This window comes from Pseudomonas spirodelae, from assembly GCF_034653255.1.
GTDB lineage: Bacteria > Pseudomonadota > Gammaproteobacteria > Pseudomonadales > Pseudomonadaceae > Aquipseudomonas > Aquipseudomonas spirodelae.
The window spans coordinates 1-22,918 of sequence record NZ_JAYEET010000040.1 but is presented as its reverse complement, the minus strand read 5'-3'; the positions used below and the strand labels follow the sequence as shown (position 1 = coordinate 22,918).

Here is a 22,918-nt window from a genome sequence, read left to right as displayed (position 1 = left end):
TAAATTTTGAGGAGCACATCGATGCGCGTAATTTTGCTGGGTGCGCCCGGTGCTGGTAAAGGCACCCAAGCGGGTTTCATCACCAAGAAATTTGGTATTCCGCAAATTTCCACCGGTGACATGCTGCGTGCTGCGGTCAAGGCCGGCACTGAACTAGGTCTGGTTGCCAAGAGCGTAATGGACAGCGGTGGCTTGGTGTCTGATGACCTGATCATCAACCTGGTCAAAGAGCGCATTGCTCAAGCCGACTGTGCCAATGGTTTCCTTTTTGATGGCTTCCCGCGCACCATTCCCCAGGCTGAAGCCTTGAAGGAAGCAGGCGTGGTTATCGACAACGTCCTCGAAATTGCTGTCGATGATGAAGAAATCGTCGGCCGTATTGCCGGTCGTCGCGTGCACCCCGCATCGGGTCGCGTTTACCACACTGAGCACAATCCACCGAAAGTCGCCGGTATTGACGACGAAACCGGTGACGAGTTGATCCAGCGCGAAGACGACAAGGAAGAAACCGTGCGTCATCGCTTGTCGATCTATCACTCGCAGACTAAGCCGTTGGTAGATTTCTACCAGAAGCTGGCCGCCGTTGACGGCACCCCGAAATACAGCGCGATTGCTGGCGTTGGTTCGGTTGACGAGATCACCGCGAAGGTACTCGCTGCACTCAGCTAAGTACGTGCCGTAATCAGACAACGCCCCGCTTTTGCGGGGTGTTTTCGTTTGTGGCGATCAAACCAGTGGGCGTCTATGGCGGGCGCAGGGCTGGATGGGCGAGGACCAGTCTGTCGCCTGGCAGGTCGAGGTGCTGGCAAAAAATACGCTAAACCGTTTTAATGCCCGCCCATTTGTTGACCTGCCTGAATCACGATGACCACTCTGCTGGCCCTGGATACTGCCACCGAAGCCTGCTCCGTTGCTTTACTGCATAACGGTGAGGTGCTCAGCCACTATGAAGTGATTCCGCGCATGCATGCCCAATGCTTGCTGCCGATGATCAAGCAGCTACTGGCTGATGCTGGCGTGTCACTGTCGGCGCTGGATGCGATTGCCTTTGGCCGCGGCCCGGGTGCGTTTACCGGCGTGCGGATTGCCGTTGGGGTGGTGCAGGGGTTGGCCTTCGCACTGGATCGCCCGGTATTGCCAGTGTCCAATCTGGCCGTGCTGGCCCAGCGCAGCCTGCGTGAGCATGGCGCACAGCAGGTCGCTGCGGCCATCGATGCACGTATGGATGAGGTTTACTGGGGCTGTTATCGCGCGGAACAGGGCGAGATGCGCTTGCTCGGCGTTGAGGCGGTATTGCCGCCAGAGCGTGCCTGCCTACCCGCTGATGTTTCGGGTGACTGGTTTGCCGCCGGCACGGGCTGGGGTACTTTTGCTGCGCGTATTCCGGTGGCAGTCAGCGGGCAGGACGCCAGCATGCTGCCGCATGCCGCCGACCTGCTTAGCCTGGCGCACTTTGCTTGGACGCGTGGTGAAGCGGTTATCGCCGACCTGGCGCAGCCGGTTTACCTGCGCGATAAGGTGGCCACGCCTAAGGCGCCGGTCTGAGCGGCCATAAAGTGAGGGCGTTGCTGCACCTGCCGTCACTTGCCTATGTACATTCACCGCGGCTAATTGCCAAACGCCCACGTGGAGGGCTAAATTGCCTTCACTCGTATCCATCGCTAGCTAGGCAGTCTGAGCAGTAATTAATGCGTATCGACGGTTTTACCTCCTCTTATTCGCCAGACCGCAGTTCCCGCCCGGGCTCTGCGGTTACGCCGTTTCGCGAAGCGCAGCGCGAAATCGAGGCGCGTCGTGAGCAGCCAGCATCACCGTCGAGCACCCAGGGTTTTGAACAAGTTGCCCAGGCGCGTAAGGTTGAAGCGAGCAACTCCAGCAGCAATAACCTTCCTGCTCGCCTGCAAGACCAGCTATATCAGCCCCCACTGAACAATCGCGCGGCCCAGGCTCTGGCCAGCTACAACGCAACCGCCAGTTTCGCCAGCGAGGCGGATGCCGAGCAGGTTATGGGGCTCGACCTCTACGCTTAATATGCTGCCTTACTACCTCGGTTGCCCGTCCTGGAACGAACCCGCCTGGCGCGGTTCGTTGTACCCGGATGGCAGTCGCAGCGCTGACTTCTTGCCCTTGTATGCCCAGGTATTCAATGCGGTTGAAGGCAACACCACCTTTTATGCATCACCTTCTGTCGAAACAGTGGCTCGCTGGGCTGAACGGATGCCGGCGCACCTGCGCTTTTGCGCCAAGTTGCCGCGTGAGATCAGCCATGCTGGCGATTTACGCGAACAGCTGAGTGCCGCCGAGGGTTTCCGCCGCTTGCTGGCGCCATTGGGTGAGCGGGTGGCGCCATTCTGGCTGCAGTTGCCGGCGAGTTTTGGCCCACAGCGTTTGGCAGAACTGGTCGGTTTTATCGGGCCCTGGCAGGGTGGGGAGCTGGCTGTTGAGGTGCGTCACCCGGCCTTCTTTGCCAAAGGTGAAGAGGAGCGCAGCCTTAATCGCCTGCTGCATGAACGTGGCATTGAGCGTGTGTGTTTGGATTCGCGTGCGCTGTTCAGTTGTGTGTCCAGCGCGCCGGCGGTGCTGCATGCCCAAGCCAAGAAACCGCGCTTGCCGCTGCGGCCCACTGCCTTCAGCCAGTCACCCCAGCTGCGCTTTATTGGTCATCCTGAATTGTCGGCCAATGATCCGTTTATGGCGCCTTGGCTGGACAAGGTGGCCGACTGGATCAACGAAGGCCGCACGCCCTATGTCTTCTTGCACACCTCGGACAATCGCCTGGCCCCGCAGCTGGCGCAGCGTTTTCATCAGCAGTTGAGGCAGCGCCTGCCCTGTTTGCCGGCCTTGCCACAGGTGCAGGTCGAGGGTCGGGTCGAGCAATTGGGACTGATCTAGTAGGCCGCTAAAACAATCACTGGCGTACTTAACGTTGCGCCAACAACAGATCGGCGGCCTGGCCACTGCGCCCGTCAGCGAATTCGAAACGCCCGAGCTGGGCGATTTCATCGTAGGCGCCGAGGGCGATCTTCACGTCGCGCGCTTGCAGGTCGATGGCGCTGACGCCTGCTTGGCTGAGCGATTGGCTGGATTGTCGGCCCTGACTATTAAAACGCAGCAGGCTCAGGCGTTCGAAGATCGCATCTTGGGCGTCGATGCGGCCGTCGCCGTTGTCATCGTATTTGCGCAGTTCGGCAAAGCCGTTAGCAGCGCCGTTCTGGTCGCCGAACAGCTCGCTGCCATCGTCAATGCGGCCATTGCCATTGCGGTCGAGTGCCAGCAGCGCGTCATCACCTGTAGGCACGCTGATTTGTTCAAGCTGGCCATCGGCATCCAGGTCGAAGCTGACTGTGCGGCTTAGGCCGCTGGTGCTAAAGCCATTGCCGGCCAGGTCCAGGGCCAAGGGGTCGGTCCGCTGTGGCTCGGCATTGATGCTGACGTTCAATTCCAGCTCGCGCTGGCTGGCCAATGCCTGAAAATCACTGGCTTGGACCGTTACGCTCGGTGGCTCGGGCGAGCTCGGCGGTAGTTCATCGGCCACTTCGTCCGGCAGCAGGGTGCGCCGCAGAATCTGGTAATTCAGCGAGGCGCGCTTGCCATCCTCCAGCGTTTCGCTGATCGAGCTGGTGTTGGCGGCCGACGGTGCGGCGCTGCGTGGGGCAGAAATCACATCGAACATGGCGAACTCGGTGCGGCTGGATGCTGCCGGGTCTGGCAAAATGCCGCTTAGGCAGGTTGTCGGCCGCTGCGGCGGTCAATTGAGTGATTTTTGAGCACATTTTCTGATGAGTGATGAGCGGCTAATAGCCAGAATTCGTATGCAGGCCCTGGCGCCCCATTTGCAGGCCGCGGCCGAACAGTGGGCGCAGCGCCTGGGCTTGCCGCTGGAGGGTGACAGCGAGTTTGCCCTGCAACTGGGCGAGGGCGGCTTGCAATTGGTAGAGCTGGGGCCGCAGGCGCCAGGCCCGGTCAAGGTGGATTTTGTCGAAGGCGCGGTGGCGCACCGGCGATTATTCGGGGGTGGCAGTGGGCAGATGATTGCCAAGGCGGTCGGTGTGCAGGCCGGAGTACGTCCGCGCGTGCTGGATGCCACAGCAGGCCTGGGGCGTGATGCCTTTGTGCTGGCCAGCTTGGGCTGTGAGATGACCTTGATCGAGCGTCAGCCGTTGATCGCCGCGTTGCTGGAAGATGGCTTGGCGCGCGCGGCGCTGGACCGCGAGGTCGCGCCGATTGCGGCGCAGATGCGCCTGCTCAATGGTAATGCCATCGAACTGATGCATGCCTGGCAAGGCGAGCCGCCACAGGTGATCTACCTCGACCCGATGTTCCCGCACCGCGACAAGAGCGCGCTGGTGAAAAAGGAGATGCGCCTGTTCCGTCCCTTTGTCGGTGATGACCTGGATGCGCCAGCGTTGCTCGAAGCAGCGCTGAACCTGGCCAGTCACCGGGTGGTGGTCAAACGTCCGCGCAAGGCGCCGCTGATTGAGGGGGGCAAACCGGGTTATGCCCTAGAGGGTAAATCCAGCCGCTACGACATCTACCCGAAGAAGAAGCTGCAAGCGGCTAGCGAGTAAGCGGGTCGCCGTGCGCGCTTTTCGCTACTCGACGCGGAACGCGCGCAGGAAAACCCCGACCGCATCGCGCACATAGGTTTCGGCTTCGGCGCCTTGCAGGGCTTCGCCACAGCCGATCAGCAGGCGGAAGTTGGCGCCGCCCTTGATCAGGCAGAAGAACTGATCGGCTGCGCTCAGCGGATCAGCCACACGCAGCTTGCCGTTCTGGTCGGCCTGGCGCAGCAGCTCTGCCATGCCCTGCAGCACCCGCTGGGGGCCGGCCTCATAAAACATCTTTGAGAGCTTTGGGTTCTGCGCGGCGCGGTTCACCATGACCCGGTGCAGCTCCAGCGACTCACGGCTGTTGATCAACTCACTAAAACCACGTGCGATGCTCAGCAGTAGCTGCTCTACGGGCACGTCATCGCTGAGTTCGAACAGTAGCGTTGGCAGTTGCTCTTCACATTTGGACTTCACCGCCTCGGCAAACAACTTCTCCTTATCGGTGAAGTGGCTGTACACCGTGAGCTTGGAAACTCCGGCTTCGGCGGCAATCGCATCCATGCTGCTGCCGTCATAGCCATTGCTGAGAAAGAGGGTCTTCGCCGCTTCCAGAATGGCTTTGCGTTTGGCCAAATCTTTCGGTCGGCCAGGGCCGCTGTAGGGCAACATTTTGTTCGGCATAGGTCGGTTTTAATACTGGACTAGTGAGTTTGCTATTTTTACTATACCCGCCAGTATAAATATTCAAAAGCCTCTGAAAGGTTAGTCATCATGTTTCGTCATGCCCTGTCTGTTGCTGTGCCTGCCATTCTTATTGTGTTGCTTGCTGCCTGCGGCAATGGTGAACCTGCAGCGGTCGCCATCCGCCCGGCCATGGTGGTGCAGCCACAGTTGGCCGGTGAGCTGATGGATGCCTACCCCGGTGAAGTGCGTGCGCGTCTGGAGCCTGAGCTGGCCTTTCGCATCGGCGGCAAGGTGAGCAAGCGGTTGGTCGATGTCGGCGCGCAGGTCAAGAAGGACCAGGCGCTGGCCGAGCTGGACCCACAGGATGTGCGCCTGCAGCTGGAGGCGAGCCGGGCTCAGTTGGCGGCGGCCGAGGCCAATCTGCAGCTGGTGCGGGCCGAGCGTGATCGTTACAAAACCCTGTTGGCGCGCAATTTGGTTAGCCGCTCGCAGTATGACAACGCAGAAAACACCTACCGCGCCGGCGAAGCACGGTTGAAGCAGGTGCGTGCCGAGTTCAATGTGGCCAACAACCAGGCCGGCTATGCCGTGCTGCGCGCGCCTCTAAATGGAGTGATCGCGCGGCGTATGGTTGAGGTCGGGCAGGTGGTGGCCGCCGGGCAAACGGTGCTTACCCTGGCGGCTGATGGTGAGCGTGAAGTATTGATCAATCTGCCGGAGCAAGCCTTCGAGCGCTTTAAGGTCGGCCAGGTGGTGGCGGTCGAATTATGGTCGCAGCCCGACCAACGCTTCCCTGGGCGTATCCGTGAAATGTCGCCCTCGGCTGACCCGCAATCGCGCACCTTCGCCGCCCGTGTGGCCTTTACCGAGGGCAAGGTGCCGGCCGAGTTAGGCCAAAGCGCCCGCGTGTTTATCGCCCATAACGGTGAAGTGCCGTTGGCTGTGCCGCTGTCGGCGCTGACCGCCGAGAAAGGCCAGCCCTACGTCTGGGTGGTCGACCCCAAGAACTCTACCCTCAAACGCACGAGTGTGCGCATCGGCGCTTATGGTGAGAAAACTGTGCCGATCCTTGACGGGTTGCAGGCCAGCGACTGGGTCGTGGCGGCCGGTGGCCAAGTGCTGCGTGAAGGCCAGCAGGTGCGCCCGGTTGACCGTGATAACCGTATTGTTCAACTGACGGCCAAGGAGTAATCCCGATGGATTTCAACCTGTCCGCCTGGGCGCTGCGTAACCGCCAGATTGTGCTGTATCTCATGCTGCTGTTGGCTGTGGTCGGCGCGCTGTCCTATACCAAGCTCGGTCAGAGTGAGGACCCGCCCTTTACCTTCAAGGCCATGGTGGTGCGCACCAACTGGCCGGGGGCGAGCGCCGAAGAGGTGGCCCAACAGGTCACCGAGCGCATTGAAAAGAAGCTGATGGAGACTGGCGAGTACGACAAGATCATCTCGTTCTCGCGTCCCGGCGAGTCCCAGGTGACTTTCGTGGCCCGTGACTCCATGCACTCGGTGGATATTCCCGACCTGTTCTATCAGGTGCGCAAGAAGGTCGGTGATATCCGCCACACCTTGCCGCAGGGCATTCAAGGGCCGTTCTACAACGACGAATTCGGCACCACCTTCGGCAATATCTATGCGCTGACCGGTGAAGGCTTCGACTACGCCGTGCTCAAGGACTATGCCGACCGCATCCAGCTGCAATTGCAGCGGGTTAAGGATGTCGGCAAGGTCGACCTGCTCGGTCTGCAGGATGAGAAGGTGTGGATCGAGCTGTCCAACACCAAGCTGGCGACCCTCGGCTTGCCACTGGCCGTCGTGCAGCAGGCGCTGGAAGAGCAGAACGCCGTGGCGACGGCTGGCTTCTTTGAAACCAGCACCGACCGCGTGCAGCTGCGCGTGACCGGGCGTTTCGAGTCGGTTGATGAAATCCGTAACTTCCCGATCCGCGTGGCGGATCGCACCTTCCGCATCTCCGATGTCGCCGAGGTCAAGCGCGGCTTCAATGATCCCCCCGCGCCGCGTATGCGCTTTATGGGTGAGGATGCCATTGGTCTGGCCGTCTCGATGAAAACCGGCGGCGACATTCTGGTTCTCGGTGAAGCGCTGGAGGGTGAGTTCGCCCGTCTGCAGGAAACCCTGCCTGCCGGCATGCAACTGAGCAAGGTGTCGGACCAGCCGGCGGCGGTAAAAACCGGGGTGGGCGAGTTTGTCCGGGTTCTCACCGAAGCGGTGATCATCGTGCTGCTGGTGAGTTTCTTTTCCCTCGGCCTGCGCACCGGCCTGGTGGTGGCGCTGTCGATTCCGCTGGTGCTGGCGATGACCTTTGCGGTCATGTACTACCTCGGCATTGGCCTGCACAAAATCTCCCTCGGCGCGCTGGTGCTGGCGCTGGGCCTGATGGTGGATGACGCGATCATTGCAGTGGAGATGATGGCGATCAAAATGGAGCAGGGCTTTGATCGCATCAAAGCGGCCAGTTTTGCCTGGACCAGCACCGCCTTCCCAATGCTCACCGGCACACTGATCACCGCCGCGGGCTTCCTGCCGATTGCCACCGCGCAGTCCGGCACTGGCGAGTACACCCGCTCGATCTTCCAAGTGGTGACCATTGCCCTGTTGGTGTCGTGGGTCGCCGCCGTGGTGTTCGTGCCGTACCTGGGTGCCAAGTTGTTGCCCGATCTGGCCAAGCTGCACGCCGCCAAGCACGGCGGCAGCGCAGAGGGGCACGACCCTTACGGCACGCCGTTCTACCAACGCGTACGTTCGGCGGTGGAATGGTGCGTACGTCGGCGTAAAACGGTGATCATGCTGACTATTGCGCTGTTCGTTGGCTCAATCCTGCTGTTCCGTTTTGTCCCGCAGCAGTTCTTCCCAGCGTCCGGTCGTCTGGAGTTGATGGTTGACCTCAAACTCAGCGAAGGTGCGTCCCTGGCGGCGACCGAAGAGCAGGCCAAGCGTTTTGAGGCGCTGCTCAAAGGGCGTGAAGGTATCGATAACTACGTGGCCTATGTCGGCACTGGCTCACCGCGTTTCTACCTGCCGCTGGATCAACAACTGCCTGCGGCCAGCTTTGCCCAGTTCGTCGTGTTGGCGAAAAGCATCGAAGACCGTGAGGCCATTCGTAGCTGGCTGATTGATGTGCTGCACGAGCAGTTCCCGACTCTGCGCACGCGTATCTCGCGCCTGGAAAACGGCCCGCCCGTGGGCTATCCAGTGCAGTTCCGGGTATCCGGCGAGCATATTGATGAGGTGCGTCAGCTGGCCCGTCAGGTGGCCGATAAAGTGCGCGAGAACCCGCATGTGGCCAACGTGCACCTGGATTGGGAAGAGCCGAGCAAGGTGGTGCGCCTGAATATCGACCAAGAGCGTGCCCGCGCCCTTGGAGTGAGCACAGCCGACCTGTCGCGCTTCCTGCAAAGCTCGCTCACCGGCTCGCCCGTCAGCCAATACCGTGAAGGTAATGAGCTGATCGAAATCCTCCTGCGTGGCACTCCGAGCGAGCGCCAGGAGCTGAGCCTGCTGCCGAGCCTGGCCGTGCCGACCGACAATGGCCGCAGCGTGCCACTGTCGCAGGTCGCCACCCTGGAATATGGCTTTGAAGAGGGCATCATCTGGCACCGCAATCGCCTGCCGACGGTCACCGTAAGGGCCGATGTGTATGGCAAGGAACAGCCAGCCAGCCTGGTTAAGCAGATCCTGCCAACCCTCGAACCGGTGCGCGCGCAATTGCCCGACGGCTACGGGCTGGATGTGGGCGGCACGGTGGAAGACTCCAGCCGTGGGCAGAAGTCGGTCAACGCTGGCGTACCGCTGTTTATCGTGGTGGTGGTGACCCTGCTGATGTTGCAGCTGAAGAGCTTCTCGCGTTCGGCCATGGTGTTCCTCACCGCGCCGTTGGGGCTGATTGGCGTGACCCTGTTCCTGCTGATCTTCCGTCAGCCGTTCGGCTTCGTCGCCATGCTCGGCACCATCGCCCTGTCGGGGATGATCATGCGTAACTCGGTGATTCTGGTCGACCAGATCGAGCAAGACATCGCCGCCGGCATGGACCGCTGGCACGCGATTATCGAAGCCACCGTGCGGCGCTTCCGACCCATCGTGCTGACTGCCCTGGCGGCGGTGCTGGCGATGATTCCGCTGTCGCGCAGCGTGTTCTTCGGGCCGATGGCCGTGGCCATCATGGGTGGCCTGATCGTTGCGACGGCGCTGACCTTGTTGTTCCTGCCGGCGCTGTATGCCGCCTGGTTCCGGGTCAAGGAAGTGGAGCGTCAGCCAGGCTGAGCCGGCGTTTGAGCATAAAAAAGCCAGGCCTCAGTGCCTGGTTTTTTTATGCCTGCTGAACTGAACCCTGGAGGCGATGCTGCTCGGTGGCTGTTAAAAATATGCAACTGTTGCTCGCCAGAGCCATGCATTTTCTGTAGCGATTACAGTCTTTTATCCCGTCACCGCTTCACTGGCTTGGGCTTTTTTTCTTACGCTTTGTCGTTTTTATTTGACATATTTTGTGTTTTGCCAGACTGCGCGACCTCGGTGGGTGCGTGCAATTACCCATCGGCAGTGGTCATAACAAAAACCTGTAGCTCACCGTTCTGACCTGCGCAGCTTGCGCGGGCTATGCATGCGGTGGACTGACGTCTGTGGAACGGGAAAACATGCTGATTTGGTTCGTTGCACTCTATCTACTGGTGACTGTCGCCATCGGTTTCTACGCCTCCACTCGGGTGCATAACACCCGCGACTTTGCCTCTGGTGGGCGCAGCATGGGCTTCCCCATCGTCGCTGCCATGGTGTTTGCCACCTGGTTTGGCTCCGAGGCCGTACTGGGTATTCCCGCCACTTTTCTTGAAGACGGTTTTGCCGGCATCGTTGAAGACCCGTTCGGTTCGTTCGGCTGCCTGTTTCTGGTCGGCCTGATCATCGCCCGGCCGTTGTACCGGATGAACCTGCTGACCATTGGCGACTACTTTAAAAAGCGTTTCGGCCCGCAGGTCGAACTGATCATCAGCCTGGTCATCGTCATGTCCTACCTGGGCTGGATCGCCGCGCAACTGATCGCCCTCGGCCTGGTGTTCAACGTCATCTCCGACGGCAGCATCAGCACCACCCAGGGCATGTTCCTCGGCACCTTTATCGTGCTGCTGTACACCCTGTTTGGCGGCATGTGGTCGATTGCTCTGACCGACTTCTTCCAGATGATCATCATCGTTGTCGGCCTGATCTACCTGGTCTGGCTGTTCAGCGACATGGCTGGTGGTGCCGATCTGGTGATCAGCAAGGCGGCCAGCGAAGGCAAATTCACCTTTATGCACGCCTTCGAGCCCAAGGATATCGTCGCCTTTATCGGCGCCGCGGTGACCATGATGCTCGGTTCCATCCCCCAGCAGGACGTGTACCAGCGGGTGATGTCGGCCAAGAGCGAAAACATTGCCGCGCGCGCCTCGATGACCGGCGCGGTGTTCTACCTGGGCTTCTGCATGCTGCCGATCTTCCTGGTCTACGCCGCCTCTATGATCGACCCGGCGCTGGTTGAGAAGTGGCTGGCCGAAGATTCGCAGATGATTCTGCCGCTGCTGATCCTCGACAAAACGCCGCTGTTCGCCCAGATCATGTTCTTCGGTGCGCTGCTCTCGGCAATTATGTCCACCGCCTCCGGCACCCTGTTGGCACCGTCGGTGACCCTGACTGAGAACGTGCTCAAGCGCTTCTTGCCGGTGCTTACCGACAAGCAGTTCTTGCTGCTGATGCGCTGCACCATTTTTGTGTGCGCGGTGGCGACCCTGAGCTTTGCCCTGTACTCGGATGCGAGCATCTACGAGATGGTCGGCAACGCCTACAAGGTGACCTTGGTGGCGGCTGTGGTGCCATTGTTCGCCGGGTTGTTCTGGAAGCGCGCCACCACCCAAGGCGCGCTAGTGGCCATCGCCTTTGGTCTGGTGTCGTGGATCTACCTGGAGCTGACCTGGAGCGAAGCCGCCTTCTGGCCGCCACAGCTGGCGGACCTGCTGTTTAGCCTGGCCGGTATGCTGATTGGTACGCTGCTGCCGCAGTGGAGCCGTAATCAGAATGACGTGCTGCTGGCGCAGGCGGAATAAGCCTGCAGCCAACTAACAAAACCCCGCTGATTGGCGGGGTTTTGTTTTTGCGTCTGGCAACGGTTGTGAGCACTGCCTGTCTGTAGGAGGGGCTTTAGCCGCGAGTTTTACTGTTGCGGATTGAGTATGGCTAGCTGCCTAGGATGGGTGGCGTGCAGCGATCTCCAACTATTCATTAACCGCATGGGTATCGCGCTGCTCAACCCATCCTACGGGGCTTCCTCAATCCTGTAGGAGCGGCCTTGGCCGCGATGCTTGTGCGTTGCCATGACGAAAAAGCCAGACCCTAAGGCCTGACTTTTTCACATCCATCCAATCCGTTTTACAACGCCCCAAACACCTTCTTCGCCAAGCTGGTCGCTGCGCCCGCCGGGTTTTGGCGGATGCTGGCTTCCTGCTCGGCGATCATCGCAAACAGGCCGTCCAGCGCCTGCTCGGTTACGTAGTTCTCGATATTCGCGCTTTTCGCGTCGATCACGCCGAAGCTCGCGGCTTGGCCGGCGAAGCTGTTGTATTGCTTGGCCAGGCCGACCTGGTCGGTGGCTTGTTTGACGATGGGTAGAAACTTGGCGCGGATCTGCTCGCGGCTGGTCTTGTTCAGGTACTGGGTGGCGGAGTCTTGCGGGCCGCTAAGGATGCTTTTGGCGTCCTGCACGGTCATCTTCTTCACCGAATCCACCAGCAGCGCCTGGGCTTGCGGTACGGCGGCTTCGGCGGCTTTGTTCATGCTCGCTTCGAGCTGATCAACCTGCGCGCCCATGCCCATCATTTTCATGGTTTTTGCGGCTTTGCCGAGGTTGCCTGGCAGTTCGATGCGCACGTCTGGGTTGTTGCTGAAACCGCCCGGTTTGCCCAGTTGCTGCACGGCCACTTTGGCGCCTTGGGTGAGGGCATCTTTAAGGCCGCCGCTGGCGTCACTTTGCGTGAGGTCGGCGAGGGAAATGGCGAAGACGCTGCCGGAGAGGGCGAGGCCGGCGGCCAGGGAAATCAAACGAAGCATGATGGGCATCCTTGTGCGAGGGGGAAGGCAGTCATTGGAGCTTAATGGAGTGTAGTGCGTCGGAAAATACACAGCCGTTTCGGCGGTCGCGCGGGCTATTGGCCGGCGCTGTCACTCAGGTGCTGCAACTCGCGGCGTACCATCTGTGCATAAGCGGCGGGTTTGAGCGCGTACAGTTCGGCGGCCACCCAGCTGAGCCAGCGCCCGCCCAGTTGCGCCTTGGCCGCCAGCAGACGCTGGGCCTCGGCTTCGGCGCGGGCTTGATTGGCCTGGTGGAACGCCGCGCGTGAGGCGCGCGCGGGTTGCTCGTGGTGTTCGCTCATGGCGGCGCGGCGTGCCGGTTTACACCGGCTCGGCCACATCCTCGTTGCGGTCCATGGCCACCTGGCGAATCGACAGGCGAATCTCTGCCGGCAGCACACGTTTGGCCGCGCCTTCGGCCAGTTCGCTGAGCAGCGGGTGATGGCTGAGCTTGCCGGCTTCGTCCTGGCGCAGCACACCTTGGTCGAGCAGGCTCTGGATAAAGTGGCGGAACAGGCTCTTGTCGAAGAACTCCGGGGCGTTGAGGCCATGCAGGATCGACAGGCGTTGGGCCATGACGGTGCACAGGTCTTCCAGTTCTTCGGCGCTGATGGCGTTCTGCCCGGCATTCAGCAGCAGGGCGGTGGCCATATAAAAGCGCTGCAGAGTCTGCACGATGGCGCGGGCCAGCAGGGTCAGCAGCACGAACTCACGCGAGCTGGGCGCGGGGCGCACATAGGTGTCGCCATCCAGGGTCAGCAGCCCTTGTTCGACAAAGGCGGCTAGCCATTGGTCGACCACGGCGTCCAGCTCATCCAGCTCCCAGCGGATAAACAGTTCCGATTGCAGGTAAGGGTAGAGCGCCTTGGTAAACCGCAGGATCTGCTCGCGGCTCATCCGCGCGCTGCTCTGGAAGAAGCTCGCCAGCAACGCCGGTAGGGCGAAGATGTGCAGCACGTTGTTGCGGTAGTAGGTCATCAGAACGGCATTGTGCTCGTCCAGATAGAGGATCTTGCCCAGCGGATCGGTTTGCTCAGCCAACAGGTCCATGCCTTGTACGTATTCGATCAACGCCTGGCCATTGCCGTCGGGCAGGGTGGTATGCGGCGAGTAGGGCACCCGGCGCAGCAGCGCCAGGTAAAGGTCGAGTACCCGCGCTAGGGCGCGCTCGTCCAGCGCCAGCTTGCTGGTGGACAGTAACGCCAGGGCGACCAGGTTGACTGGGTTGATCGCGGCGGCCTCGTTGAGGTGCTGGGCCACACGTTCGCCGAGGCTGTTGGTGGCTTCATTCAGCCAGGCCGGGCGGTACTGGGTGCCGTAGTCCTGTTCGCGCCAGTCGGGCTGCTCACTGTCGAGGAATTCGGCCAGTTTGATTGGCTCGCCAAAGTTGACCCAAACATGGCCAAAGCGCTGCTTGAGTGCGCCGATGACCTTGAAGATGTCGAAGATCGACTCTTTCTTCTTGCTCGCGCCACGCAGCTCGCCCAGGTAGGTGCGGCCTTCCAGCACGCGCTCGTAGCCGATATACACCGGCACGAACACCACCGGCAGGCGGTTGCTGCGCAGGAAGCTGCGCATAGTAATGGCCAGCATGCCGGTTTTCGGCTGCAGCATGCGCCCGGTGCGCGAGCGCCCGCCTTCAACGAAGTACTCCACCGGGAAGCCCTTGCTGAACAGGGTGTGCAGGTATTCGTTAAATACTGCGGTGTACAGCGGGTTGCCCTTGAAGGTGCGGCGCATAAAGAACGCGCCGCCACGGCGCAGCAGGCCGCCGATCACCGGCATATTCAGGTTGATGCCGGCGGCGATGTGCGGCGGCGTTAAACCATTCCTGAACAGTAGATAGGACAGCAGCAGGTAGTCGATATGGCTGCGGTGGCAGGGCACATAGATCACCTCATGGCCCTGGGCGACTTCCTGCACGCCTTCGATATGGTTGACCTTGATGCCGTCGTAAATCTTGTTCCAGAACCAGCTCAGTACCAGTTCGAGAAAGCGGATGGCGGTGTAGGTGTAGTCCGAGGCGATCTCGTTGCCATAGCGCAGGGCCTGGCTTTCGGCCTTCTCCAGGCTGATGTTCTCGCGTTCGGCTTCTTCGATGATCGCCTGACGCACTTGCGGGCCGTGCACCAGGCCTTTGACCAGGTTGCGCCGGTGCGACACGTCCGGGCCGATCACGGCGGCTTTCTGGTTGCGAAAGTGCACGCGCAGGATGCGCTGGACCATGCGCAGGGTGCGTTCGTGGCCTTTGTCCTGCTCGACCAGCTCGCGCAGATGGATCGGCGTGGAGAATTGCACGCGGGTCTTGCGGCCGAGGATCAGGATGCTCACCAGGCGGCGCAAGCGCCCGGTGACCGCCCAGCTGTCGGCGAACAGCAGCTTCCACGGGCTGGTTTCACGGTCCGGCGACTGGCCCCAGAACACGCTGACCGGAATGATCTGCGCATCGTCCACGGCATGCTGGCTCAGCGCGCTGACCAGGCGTTGCAGGGTCGGCGAGATGCCGCGTTTGTCCTGCCGGCCGAGCCAGTCGGGCTCCGGCGTCAGGTAGAAGAAGGCGGCAGGCTCCAGCAGTTCCCCCACCGCCACCGGCAGAATCGGCCGTGGCAGGCCGGCCTTGCGGCACTCGGTGTCGACCACCGCCAGATCGCTCGGCGACGGCTGTTGCAGCACGTAGAACACCGGCTTGCTGCGGTCGAGCTTAAGGGTAAAGGCCGATTGGTTGATGGTTTCCGAGCGCACCCAGAGGTACAGCACGCGGCGCAGGGTGCCAAAAACGAGGCGGCGGAGCGGGGATCGGGTCATACGGAGTCTGCAGGCTGGAAAACGAGCATTTGCTCGGGGCGCGTAGTGTGCCGGATCGCTAGGCCGGCGGCAAAAATCTTCTAGGGTTTAGCCGGTTGTGAAGTTTTTGGCTATGTACCCACAAGCTGTTGTTTGCGAAGGGTAGGTTGGCGTTGAGCGCAGCAGGCCTTGGTAAGCCCTGTTGGGCTTTGTCGCATTGCTCCTCAAGCCAACCTTCGACTGCGGGCTGGCCGGCGATTGCCGATGCCAGTGCGCCGTTTGCCAATGAGCGGCTCATGGCGTCGGTGGACAAGCTGGAGCGCGTCCGTGAGCTGCTCAAACAGCATGGCAATTACGACTGGCTGACCAGCAGCGGCAAACTGGTGGTGCTGAACAACGGCATCGAGTTTGCCGCCACCTACCTGGTAATGCTGGTGGCGCTGTTTTTCAGCGGTGCCGGGCGCTGGTTAAGCCTGGATTACTGGCTGAGCAAGGCATTGCGCAAGCAGCCTTGAGCCGAATAGGCCCGTCGCCGCAAGGGCGGTGGGCCGCTGGAAAAGCAGCGGCCTAGAGCGGCTTTTACTGTTTATAGGCAAAGGAAGTAAAAAGTTCCGCTGTAATCAAATATTTATATATCAGCAACGGCCCTGAAATATCCCGCCGCCAAGATTCCCTCCAGCACGAACGAGCCCCCAGCGCTCGGGTGTTTTCAACACTTAAAATCCATTTAGAGGAATCTTCGATGATCCGTAAGCACAGCTTTCGTGGAGTCATGGCCGGCTTCGCAACCAGCGCTCTGGCCCTGGCCGTTTCCGCCCAGGCTTTCGCTGGCACCGTCACCACTGACGGCGCCGACATCGTGGTCAAGACCAAGGGTGGTCTGGAAGTAGGCACCACCGACAAGGCATTTTCCTTCAAAATCGGCGGCCGTATCCAGGCGGATGCGGACAGCTTCGATGGTTTTTACACCAAGAATGGCAACCGTGCCGATGAGTCTTATCTGCGTCGTGCACGCCTTGAAATCTCCGGTGTGGCATACACCGACTGGAGTTATACCTTCGCCCGTAACTTTGGTGACACTGGCACCAAAGACAACTGGAATGAAGCGTCCATCTCCTATGATGGCTGGAAGCCTGTTCAAATTTCGGTCGGTCGCATCAATCCAACTTTCGGTTTGGAAGAGGCTGTCAGCTCCAAGTGGATCACTGCCATCGAGCGTTCGGCCATCTACGACCTCGCGCCTTGGCTGAACAGCCATGAAGATGGCGAAGGCATTCGACTGCGTAGCACTTTCGCCGATATGTTCCATGCCGAGGTCGGAGGTTATCGTCAAGACGGCAACCAGGACGAAGATGGCCAGAACAACACCACTTTCGTCGCGCGCGGTGTATTTGCCCCGATCGTCCAGGATAAGCAGGTTCTGCACTTCGGCCTGAACTACGCGACCCGTGAAGTAGAAGCGGGTTTCAGTGACTCGATCAAGTCGCGGTTATCGGTTCGCGGCACTAGCGAAGATACCATTAACGGCAACCGTGGCACCTTCGGTGGCGCTAAGCTGGATGGCACCGATCAGGCATGGGGCGCGGAAGCGGCCTATATGATGGGGCCGTTCTCCATCCAGGGTGAGTACCTGACTCGCACCGCCGATGGCGATGCGGTGGCCAATGGCAACGACAACGATCTGGAAGCCAGTGGCTACAACGTGCAAGTGGCCTACACCCTGACTGGCGAATCGCGCAGTTACAAGCTTGATGGTGGCAAGTTCGACAAAATCAAACCCAGCGACAAGAAGCTGGGTGCCTGGGAAGTGTTCTACCGCTACGACGACATCACGGTTGATGAGAGTGCTATTGCGCCCTCCAACGCCGGCTTGCTTGGCCTGACTTTCGACACCGCTGAAGCCAGCGCCCAGACTCACACTGTCGGTGTGAACTGGTATGTCAACGAAGCGGTGAAGATCTCCGCCAACTACCTGAATACCAGCGTCGACGATATTGTAAACGCCAATGGCGATGATGACGGCGATGCCATCAGCCTCCGCGCGCAATACGTGTTCTAAGGCAATAGCGTTTAACCGCTGCTCCTATCCTTGAGCCCCGCCTAGTGCGGGGTTTTTTTGGCTATGTACCAGTGATGTGTTGAATCGCCCCGGATGGCGCAGCGGTGCAAGGCAGCGCGGTATTATGTAGGGTGGGTTAGGCGCAAACCGGGATCAGGCAAACTGCATCAACTCCCAACGGGCCGTAACCCACCATGGCGGTCTACCGACAAACCGCAATGGTGGGTTACGCGGCGCTTGGGTCGTGTGGATATACCCATAAGCAGTCTCAGCGCCGCTAACCCACCCTACAAAAGCGGTCTGCAACACGGCTTTGGGACAGAGCCTTTTTTTTCGTCTGCGCTTTTGTGTCGGGAAGCATCTGCTGGGCATCTGCGCTCAGTTGTCACCGAGGGCATGGTTGAGCGGTACAACCGGACGGAGGATTGCCGGGCGTCCGGGCCGGCGGAGTAACTGCAGGTGAGTCGCCCCAGGTTTTCAACGGCCCGTCAGTAAAACCATGGCAGCGCCAAGGCAAACGGCTATATATAGTGCAGCCTTGCCTGACGCGCCGAGCTGCTGATGTTGCTGAACCAACTGAACTCCATCCATGAAATTGCCGCCAGCCAGTGGGATGCTCTGCTCACTGACGCGCAGCCATTCTTGCGTCATGCCTTTCTCTCTGCACTGGAAGACAGTGGCAGTGTGGGCGGGCGTACCGGCTGGCAACCTGCCCATGCCGTGTTGCTCGATGCGCAAGGCGGGCTGCAGGCGGCCATGCCGGGTTATGTGAAGAGCCATTCCTATGGTGAGTACGTGTTCGATCATGGCTGGGCCGATGCCTGCCACCGTGCGGGTATCGACTATTACCCCAAGCTGCTCGGCGCGATTCCCTTCTCGCCAGTGACCGGTCAGCGCCTGCTGGGCGCGCCGTTAGCTGCAGGGCTATTGCTCGACGAGCTAAGCGCCAGCCTGGAACAGCAGGGCCTGTCGAGTCTGCATATCAACTTCACCAGCGCGGCCGAAAATGCCCTGCTGCAGGGCCGTGACGGCTGGTTGCAGCGCCTGGGTTGTCAGTTCCATTGGCGTAACCGCGGCTATCGGGATTTTCAGGACTTTCTCGACGCGCTCAGTTCGCGCAAGCGCAAGCAGATGCCTAAGGAGCGTGAACAGGTGGCGGGCCAGGGCATCGCGTTTGACTGGCGCGCGGGCCATCAGCTTAGCGAGCAGGAGTGGGATTTCGTCTATCTGTGTTACGCCAACACCTACCGCGTGCGCGGCCAGTCACCCTACCTGACGCGCGCCTTCTTCAGCCTGCTGGCCGAGCGCATGCCGGAGATGATCCGCGTGGTGCTCGCCCATCAGGCCGGCAGGCCGGTGGCCATGGCCTTTAGCCTGGTCGGTGGCGACAGCCTGTATGGGCGTTACTGGGGCTGCCTGGCCGAGTTCGACCGCCTGCACTTCGAAACCTGTTTCTACCAGGGCATGGACTACGCCATCGCCAATGGCCTGCAACGCTTCGATGCCGGCGCCCAGGGCGAGCACAAACTGATTCGCGGCTTCGAGCCGCAGATCACCCATTCCTGGCATTACCTCTGTCATCCCGGCTTGCGCACGGCCGTGGCGAACTTCCTTGCTGAAGAGCAACTGGGCGTGCGCGACTATGCCGAACAGGCGCGCACGCTGTTGCCATATCGCACGACTGAGTAGCGCACTACCCAGCCGGCGGCGCTGTTACAGGCGCTTGGCTGCTGTGATCAGCACAGGCTCGCGCGGCACATTCTGATGGCCGCCACGGTTGGCGGTCGGTACCTGGGCGATCTTGTCGACCACATCCATGCCACGGGTCACCTTGCCAAACACCGCGTAACCGAAATCACGCGAGCCGTTGTCGAGGAAGGCGTTGTCCTTGTGGTTGATAAAGAACTGGCTGGTGGCGGAGTCACGTACCTGAGTGCGGGCCATGGCCAGGGTGCCGCGTACGTTGTGCAGGCCGTTGTCGGCTTCGTTCTTGATCGGTGCCTGGGCGTCTTTCTGCTGCATGCTGGCATCGAAGCCGCCGCCCTGCACCATAAAGCCAGGGATTACCCGGTGGAACTGGGTGCCGGCGTAGTAGCCGCTGTCGACATAGCTGAGGAAGTTGGCGGTGCTGACTGGCGCCTTCTCAGCGTTCAGTTCGATTTCGATCTCGCCGAGGCTGGTGGTTAACAGCACCTTGGGGTTTTCCGCAGCCAGCAGGCTGCCGGCAAACAACACAGAGCAGGCGGCGAGGGTGAGTTTTTTCAACATGCGTTTGAGTCCTTATTGGCAGTGGGTGCAGCCTGTTCGACTTCAGCAAGGAAGGCTAACAAACTGCTGTTGAAGTGTTCGGGTTGGTCCAGCGGTGTGGCGTGACGTGAATCTTTGATCACCAGCAGGCGTGCATTGGGCAACTCATCGACGTAAGCCTGCTTTTGCGCCACCGGGGTGTAATCGCGGTCGGCTGTAATCACCAAGGTCGGACAGCTGATCCGCGCCAGGCGTTCCCGCACGCCCCAGCCGATGATCGCATCGAGGCTGGCCAGGTAGGCGCGCTTGTCGTTCTGCGGCCAGCGCTGGAGGATTTTCTGCCGCAGCTCGGCTTGCTCGGGTTTGGGGAACAGCAGTTTGCCTAGGGCTTTGGCGATGGTGTCGAGGCTGAGCAGGCGCGACAGGCTCCAGCGCTTGGCGATCTCAATATAGTCGCGTGGGCGTTTCGCCTTCACTTCCGGGCCGCTGTTGACGATGCACAGGCTCTTGAGTAATTCGGGGTGATCCACGCCGAGCTGAAAACCGATCATGCCGCCCATGGAGATGCCCACCAGATGCACCTGCGGCAATTGCAGGTGCTCGATCAGCGCCGCCACATCCTCGGCAAAACCTTGGATGCTGTAGCGCTCGCGGGGTTTGTCCGAGCGGCCATGGCCACGCACATCGAGGGCGATGACCCGGTAGTGACGGGCCAGTTCGGGGATCTGGTATTCCCAGTCGCGGGTGCTCGAACCAAGGCCGTGGACCAGCAGCACCGGTGCGCCGTGGCCGTATTCCTCGTAATGCAGTTGGCAACCGTCGTTATCGAAATAAGACATCTATAGGTTCCTCTCAAGCGGAGGGCAGGGGCGCCGCAAAGGCGGCACTCAACGGTACTGCATCGAAGCGCTGGATCAGCTCGACAAGAATTTGCGAAGCCGGGCCCAGGGTATTGTCTTTATTTGAGTAGAGATAGAAGAGTGGGTTGCGGCTGCCGCCCTGGTCCAGCAGCAGGGGCTTGAGTTGGCCGTCCTTGAGCTCGCGTTCGATCAGGTGGCGCGGCAGCCAGGCAAAGCCCAGGCCGTTGCTGACAAAGGTGGCAGCGGTGGCCAGGCTGCCGACTGTCCAGCGCTGCTCGGCGCCAAGCCAGCCTACATCGCGCGGTTGCTGCCGCCCGGAGTCGCGGATCACCACCTGCATTTGGGTTTCTAGGTCTTGGAAGGTCAGCTTGCGCTGTAGGCGATGCAGCGCGTGGTCAGGGTGGGCGACGGCGACAAACTCCACCGTGCTCATCTCGGCCCCGAGGAAGCCGGGAATGCTCAGCGCACTGATTGCCAGGTCGGCTGTGCCTTCCTTGATCACCTCCTCGACGCCGGACAGCACTTCCTCGCGCAGGCGCACGCGGCAACCCCGGCTTTGCGGCATAAAAGCGGTCAGCGCCCGCACCAGGCGCGCACTGGGGTAGGCGGCATCGACCACCAGGCGCACTTCCGCTTCCCAGCCCTGCTCCATATGGTGGGCCAGGTCTTCCAGCTGGCTGGCGTGTTTAACCAGTTGCCGCGAGCGGCGCAGCAGCACGTCGCCGGCTTCGGTGAGCACGGCCTTGCGCCCGTCGATGCGTAACAGGGGCACCCCTAGCTGCTCTTGCATCCGCGCCACGGTGTAGCTGACCGAGGATTGCGAACGGTGCAATACATCAGCTGCCTGGGCAAAACCGCCATGGTCAACCACGGCTTGCAAGGTGCGCCACTGGTCAAGGGTTACGCGGAGGGCTTTCATATTCAGTTCCTGTACGCGCTCAAGTTCTAGGGTGCAAATACTGACTCAATCAACCTAAACTGACAGTCTTTTGCCGGAGGACTGCCCTGATGAAAAAGCTCTGTTGCGCGCTGCTGGCCTGCTTGCCGCTGACTGTTATGGCCTACCCGATCGAGGTGGAGAAGCAGCTCAACGGTGCCGAGATATCGGTCAGCACCCAAGAAATCGATCACAACATGGGGGCCTTACAGCTTTACAACTACGGCCGTAGCGACGCCAAGTGCACGGCGGTCTTTCGCAGCGGTCCCGAGGCGCCGCGTACCCGTAAGGTCAACCTGTCTGCCGGAGAAAGCAGCAACCTGACGGTGAAGTCCACCCGCAGCATCATCAAACTGCGCGTCAAACTGACCTGTGAGTTGTCCTAAAGCCCTTACACAGCCGACGCAGGCCAATAGTCAGCCCAGAGACTAAGCGCGGGCTGGCTATAAATCAAATTATTAGATTGTTTGCTGCAGTATTTTGCGCTTTTTAATCGGATTGTATGTCCATATTCTTTGCCCATCGACGTTCAATAACCCTTCGGTAGAGCACATTACATGGCAACTATTCAGGTAATCGAAAGCAGCGCCCGTCAACAAGGCTCGGTTTCGCGTGAGCTGACTGAGCAATTTATCGCCACTTGGCAAGCGGCTCATCCCGAAGACCAGATCAAGGTGCGTGACCTTGCTGTGGATCAGGTGCCGCACCTGGATGCCAATCTACTGGGCGGCTGGATGACTCCGGTCGAGCAACAGAGCGAAGCCGAAAAGGCCGCTCTGGCACTGTCCAATCAGCTCACCGACGAAGTGCTGGCCGCTGATGTGCTGGTGCTGGCCGCGCCGATGTACAACTTCGCCATTCCCAGCACCCTGAAAGCTTGGCTCGACCACGTGCTGCGCGCCGGTGTGACGTTCAAATACACCGAAACCGGCCCGCAGGGCTTACTGAGCGGCAAGCGTGCTTTTGTCCTGACCGCGCGTGGCGGCATCTACGCCGGTAGTACCCAGGATCACCAAGAGCCTTACTTGCGCCAAGCGCTGGCTTTTATCGGTATCCACGATGTCAGTTTTATCCACGCCGAAGGCCTCAACTTGGGCGGCGACTTTTTGCAAAAAGGCGTGAGCCAGGCTAAGGCACAACTGGCTCAAGCCATCTGATTCTTCACGCTGCATTCAGCTCTCCTGGCGTCTGGTGCTCCTAGACGTCTCTCTCCCCGCGCGGCGAATGCTGTGCGGGTTTTTTTATGGCCCGCGTTTTACCCCGCGAGCTGTGATTGCCCGGGGCGTACCAGGCTTGCCGAGCTTTTTTAGGCGCGAGCGGGTAAGGTCGCGGCCGTGCTGCTTGGCCTCCGTGGTCTTAACTTCAGCTAGGCAAGCGTTTGGATCTGAATGAGTAGGGTGATGTGATGCAACTGTCTGGGCGCGGTGTGGCGCTGTCGATTATCGCCTCGGTGTTGTTTGCCCTGGTACCTGGCTATGTGCAGTTGTTGGCTCCGCTTGATGGCTTGCAAGTGTTTGCCCAGCGGGTGCTCTGGTCGTTACCGGCGGTGTTGCTGCTGGTGACCGTGTCGCGGCAATGGCCGCTGCTGCTGGCGGCCTTCGCTCGACTGCGGCGTGAACCGTTGCTGTTGGCCAGCCTGCCTGTGGCTGCATTGCTGATGGGGATTCAGTGGGCGCTGYTTATACACA

The 22,918-nt window shown here is 60.4% G+C and carries 20 protein-coding genes and 2 pseudogenes; 14 read left to right on the top strand and 8 right to left on the bottom strand.

From position 1 onward, the window contains the following. Positions 1 to 21: 21 nt before the first annotated feature. The 4 genes from adk to SOP97_RS13320 all read left to right on the top strand — a co-directional run bounded on the left by adk (position 22) and on the right by SOP97_RS13320 (position 2,892). The gene (gene adk, locus SOP97_RS13335) at positions 22 to 669 is read left to right on the top strand and encodes an adenylate kinase (protein ID WP_274086893.1); all 648 of its coding nucleotides are present in this window, start codon (positions 22 to 24) and stop codon (positions 667 to 669) included. 195 nt (positions 670 to 864) lie between these two features. Then, on the top strand, positions 865 to 1,545 hold the full coding sequence (gene tsaB / locus SOP97_RS13330; RefSeq protein ID WP_322949494.1) for a tRNA (adenosine(37)-N6)-threonylcarbamoyltransferase complex dimerization subunit type 1 TsaB: 681 nt from the start codon (positions 865 to 867) through the stop codon (positions 1,543 to 1,545). 143 nt (positions 1,546 to 1,688) lie between these two features. Continuing rightward, a complete protein-coding gene (locus SOP97_RS13325; RefSeq protein ID WP_322949492.1) occupies positions 1,689 to 2,030 on the top strand; it encodes a hypothetical protein in 342 nt (113 codons plus the stop codon). Between the two features lies 1 nt (position 2,031). After that, complete coding sequence (locus SOP97_RS13320) at positions 2,032 to 2,892, top strand: DUF72 domain-containing protein (RefSeq protein ID WP_322949490.1); 861 nt, start codon at positions 2,032 to 2,034, stop codon at positions 2,890 to 2,892. A gap of 28 nt (positions 2,893 to 2,920) precedes the next feature. Here SOP97_RS13320 and SOP97_RS13315 read toward each other — a convergent pair whose 3' ends face one another. Beyond that, entirely contained in the window at positions 2,921 to 3,673 is a 753-nt protein-coding gene (locus SOP97_RS13315) for a hypothetical protein (RefSeq protein ID WP_322949488.1), read from the bottom strand. Between the two features lie 106 nt (positions 3,674 to 3,779). On the opposite strand from SOP97_RS13315, the gene SOP97_RS13310 reads away from it, so the two are divergent. After that, positions 3,780 to 4,568: a class I SAM-dependent methyltransferase gene (locus SOP97_RS13310; RefSeq protein WP_322949486.1), complete on the top strand. Its 789-nt coding sequence runs from the start codon at positions 3,780 to 3,782 to the stop codon at positions 4,566 to 4,568. Between the two features lie 24 nt (positions 4,569 to 4,592). On the opposite strand, the gene SOP97_RS13305 is transcribed toward SOP97_RS13310, so the two are convergent. Further along, positions 4,593 to 5,231, bottom strand: coding sequence for a TetR/AcrR family transcriptional regulator (locus tag SOP97_RS13305; protein WP_322949485.1), 639 nt, complete (start codon positions 5,229 to 5,231; stop codon positions 4,593 to 4,595). A 90-nt stretch (positions 5,232 to 5,321) separates the two neighbouring features. Between SOP97_RS13305 and SOP97_RS13300 the strand changes: the two genes are divergently transcribed. The 3 genes from SOP97_RS13300 (at position 5,322) to SOP97_RS13290 (ending at position 11,322) form a co-directional block, all read left to right on the top strand. Then, positions 5,322 to 6,425 (top strand): efflux RND transporter periplasmic adaptor subunit, encoded by a 1,104-nt coding sequence (locus SOP97_RS13300; RefSeq protein WP_322949484.1) that lies wholly within the window; start codon positions 5,322 to 5,324, stop codon positions 6,423 to 6,425. A 5-nt stretch (positions 6,426 to 6,430) separates the two neighbouring features. Continuing rightward, the gene (locus tag SOP97_RS13295; RefSeq protein WP_322949482.1) at positions 6,431 to 9,511 is read left to right on the top strand and encodes an efflux RND transporter permease subunit; all 3,081 of its coding nucleotides are present in this window, start codon (positions 6,431 to 6,433) and stop codon (positions 9,509 to 9,511) included. Positions 9,512 to 9,882: 371 nt separating this feature from the next. Then, a complete protein-coding gene (locus SOP97_RS13290; RefSeq protein WP_322949480.1) occupies positions 9,883 to 11,322 on the top strand; it encodes a high affinity choline transporter 1 in 1,440 nt (479 codons plus the stop codon). A gap of 322 nt (positions 11,323 to 11,644) precedes the next feature. Here SOP97_RS13290 and SOP97_RS13285 read toward each other — a convergent pair whose 3' ends face one another. The 3 genes from SOP97_RS13285 to plsB all read right to left on the bottom strand — a co-directional run bounded on the left by SOP97_RS13285 (position 11,645) and on the right by plsB (position 15,148). Next, on the bottom strand, positions 11,645 to 12,322 hold the full coding sequence (locus tag SOP97_RS13285; protein ID WP_322949478.1) for a DUF4197 domain-containing protein: 678 nt from the start codon (positions 12,320 to 12,322) through the stop codon (positions 11,645 to 11,647). A gap of 95 nt (positions 12,323 to 12,417) precedes the next feature. Continuing rightward, a complete protein-coding gene (locus tag SOP97_RS13280; RefSeq protein WP_322949477.1) occupies positions 12,418 to 12,645 on the bottom strand; it encodes a hypothetical protein in 228 nt (75 codons plus the stop codon). A gap of 19 nt (positions 12,646 to 12,664) precedes the next feature. Beyond that, complete coding sequence (gene plsB / locus SOP97_RS13275) at positions 12,665 to 15,148, bottom strand: glycerol-3-phosphate 1-O-acyltransferase PlsB (RefSeq protein WP_322949476.1); 2,484 nt, start codon at positions 15,146 to 15,148, stop codon at positions 12,665 to 12,667. Positions 15,149 to 15,372: 224 nt separating this feature from the next. On the opposite strand from plsB, the pseudogene SOP97_RS13270 reads away from it, so the two are divergent. The 3 genes and pseudogenes from SOP97_RS13270 to SOP97_RS13260 form a co-directional block, all read left to right on the top strand. Beyond that, positions 15,373 to 15,642, top strand: a pseudogene (locus SOP97_RS13270) (HvfX family Cu-binding RiPP maturation protein); the annotation flags it as partial. A gap of 227 nt (positions 15,643 to 15,869) precedes the next feature. Further along, on the top strand, positions 15,870 to 17,186 hold the full coding sequence (locus SOP97_RS13265; protein ID WP_274086879.1) for an OprO/OprP family phosphate-selective porin: 1,317 nt from the start codon (positions 15,870 to 15,872) through the stop codon (positions 17,184 to 17,186). A 561-nt stretch (positions 17,187 to 17,747) separates the two neighbouring features. Next, complete coding sequence (locus SOP97_RS13260; RefSeq protein ID WP_322949472.1) at positions 17,748 to 18,875, top strand: GNAT family N-acetyltransferase; 1,128 nt, start codon at positions 17,748 to 17,750, stop codon at positions 18,873 to 18,875. A gap of 24 nt (positions 18,876 to 18,899) precedes the next feature. Here SOP97_RS13260 and SOP97_RS13255 read toward each other — a convergent pair whose 3' ends face one another. From SOP97_RS13255 to SOP97_RS13245, 3 genes are read right to left on the bottom strand one after another with little or no spacing between them, the layout of a single operon-like run. Further along, positions 18,900 to 19,454: a peptidylprolyl isomerase gene (locus SOP97_RS13255; protein WP_322949469.1), complete on the bottom strand. Its 555-nt coding sequence runs from the start codon at positions 19,452 to 19,454 to the stop codon at positions 18,900 to 18,902. After that, positions 19,448 to 20,272, bottom strand: a complete 825-nt coding sequence (locus SOP97_RS13250; RefSeq protein WP_322949468.1) for an alpha/beta fold hydrolase — start codon at positions 20,270 to 20,272, stop codon at positions 19,448 to 19,450. Before SOP97_RS13250 ends, SOP97_RS13255 begins: the two co-directional genes overlap by 7 nt. A 13-nt stretch (positions 20,273 to 20,285) precedes the next feature. Then, complete coding sequence (locus SOP97_RS13245) at positions 20,286 to 21,212, bottom strand: LysR family transcriptional regulator (RefSeq protein ID WP_322949466.1); 927 nt, start codon at positions 21,210 to 21,212, stop codon at positions 20,286 to 20,288. Positions 21,213 to 21,301: 89 nt separating this feature from the next. On the opposite strand from SOP97_RS13245, the gene SOP97_RS13240 reads away from it, so the two are divergent. From SOP97_RS13240 to SOP97_RS13230, 3 genes and pseudogenes are all read left to right on the top strand, one after another. After that, the gene (locus tag SOP97_RS13240) at positions 21,302 to 21,616 is read left to right on the top strand and encodes a 3-phosphoglycerate kinase (RefSeq protein WP_274086874.1); all 315 of its coding nucleotides are present in this window, start codon (positions 21,302 to 21,304) and stop codon (positions 21,614 to 21,616) included. Between the two features lie 171 nt (positions 21,617 to 21,787). Continuing rightward, positions 21,788 to 22,387, top strand: a complete 600-nt coding sequence (locus SOP97_RS13235; RefSeq protein ID WP_322949463.1) for an FMN-dependent NADH-azoreductase — start codon at positions 21,788 to 21,790, stop codon at positions 22,385 to 22,387. 248 nt (positions 22,388 to 22,635) lie between these two features. Next, positions 22,636 to 22,918, top strand: a pseudogene (locus SOP97_RS13230) (EamA family transporter RarD); the annotation flags it as partial.

Bases quoted from the DNA above. Each gene is read 5' to 3' on its own strand.
- plsB (WP_322949476.1), bottom strand. From the start codon at position 15,148: ATGACCCGATCCCCGCTCCGCCGCCTCGTTTTTGGCACCCTGCGCCGC.
- SOP97_RS13310 (WP_322949486.1), top strand. From the start codon at position 3,780: ATGAGTGATGAGCGGCTAATAGCCAGAATTCGTATGCAGGCCCTGGCG.
- SOP97_RS13305 (WP_322949485.1), bottom strand. From the start codon at position 5,231: ATGCCGAACAAAATGTTGCCCTACAGCGGCCCTGGCCGACCGAAAGAT.
- SOP97_RS13290 (WP_322949480.1), top strand. From the start codon at position 9,883: ATGCTGATTTGGTTCGTTGCACTCTATCTACTGGTGACTGTCGCCATC.
- SOP97_RS13240 (WP_274086874.1), top strand. From the start codon at position 21,302: ATGAAAAAGCTCTGTTGCGCGCTGCTGGCCTGCTTGCCGCTGACTGTT.
- SOP97_RS13300 (WP_322949484.1), top strand. From the start codon at position 5,322: ATGTTTCGTCATGCCCTGTCTGTTGCTGTGCCTGCCATTCTTATTGTG.
- tsaB (WP_322949494.1), top strand. From the start codon at position 865: ATGACCACTCTGCTGGCCCTGGATACTGCCACCGAAGCCTGCTCCGTT.
- SOP97_RS13245 (WP_322949466.1), bottom strand. From the start codon at position 21,212: ATGAAAGCCCTCCGCGTAACCCTTGACCAGTGGCGCACCTTGCAAGCC.
- SOP97_RS13235 (WP_322949463.1), top strand. From the start codon at position 21,788: ATGGCAACTATTCAGGTAATCGAAAGCAGCGCCCGTCAACAAGGCTCG.
- SOP97_RS13280 (WP_322949477.1), bottom strand. From the start codon at position 12,645: ATGAGCGAACACCACGAGCAACCCGCGCGCGCCTCACGCGCGGCGTTC.
- SOP97_RS13325 (WP_322949492.1), top strand. From the start codon at position 1,689: ATGCGTATCGACGGTTTTACCTCCTCTTATTCGCCAGACCGCAGTTCC.
- SOP97_RS13265 (WP_274086879.1), top strand. From the start codon at position 15,870: ATGATCCGTAAGCACAGCTTTCGTGGAGTCATGGCCGGCTTCGCAACC.
- SOP97_RS13320 (WP_322949490.1), top strand. From the start codon at position 2,032: ATGCTGCCTTACTACCTCGGTTGCCCGTCCTGGAACGAACCCGCCTGG.
- SOP97_RS13285 (WP_322949478.1), bottom strand. From the start codon at position 12,322: ATGCTTCGTTTGATTTCCCTGGCCGCCGGCCTCGCCCTCTCCGGCAGC.
- adk (WP_274086893.1), top strand. From the start codon at position 22: ATGCGCGTAATTTTGCTGGGTGCGCCCGGTGCTGGTAAAGGCACCCAA.
- SOP97_RS13295 (WP_322949482.1), top strand. From the start codon at position 6,431: ATGGATTTCAACCTGTCCGCCTGGGCGCTGCGTAACCGCCAGATTGTG.
- SOP97_RS13315 (WP_322949488.1), bottom strand. From the start codon at position 3,673: ATGTTCGATGTGATTTCTGCCCCACGCAGCGCCGCACCGTCGGCCGCC.
- SOP97_RS13260 (WP_322949472.1), top strand. From the start codon at position 17,748: ATGTTGCTGAACCAACTGAACTCCATCCATGAAATTGCCGCCAGCCAG.
- SOP97_RS13255 (WP_322949469.1), bottom strand. From the start codon at position 19,454: ATGTTGAAAAAACTCACCCTCGCCGCCTGCTCTGTGTTGTTTGCCGGC.
- SOP97_RS13250 (WP_322949468.1), bottom strand. From the start codon at position 20,272: ATGTCTTATTTCGATAACGACGGTTGCCAACTGCATTACGAGGAATAC.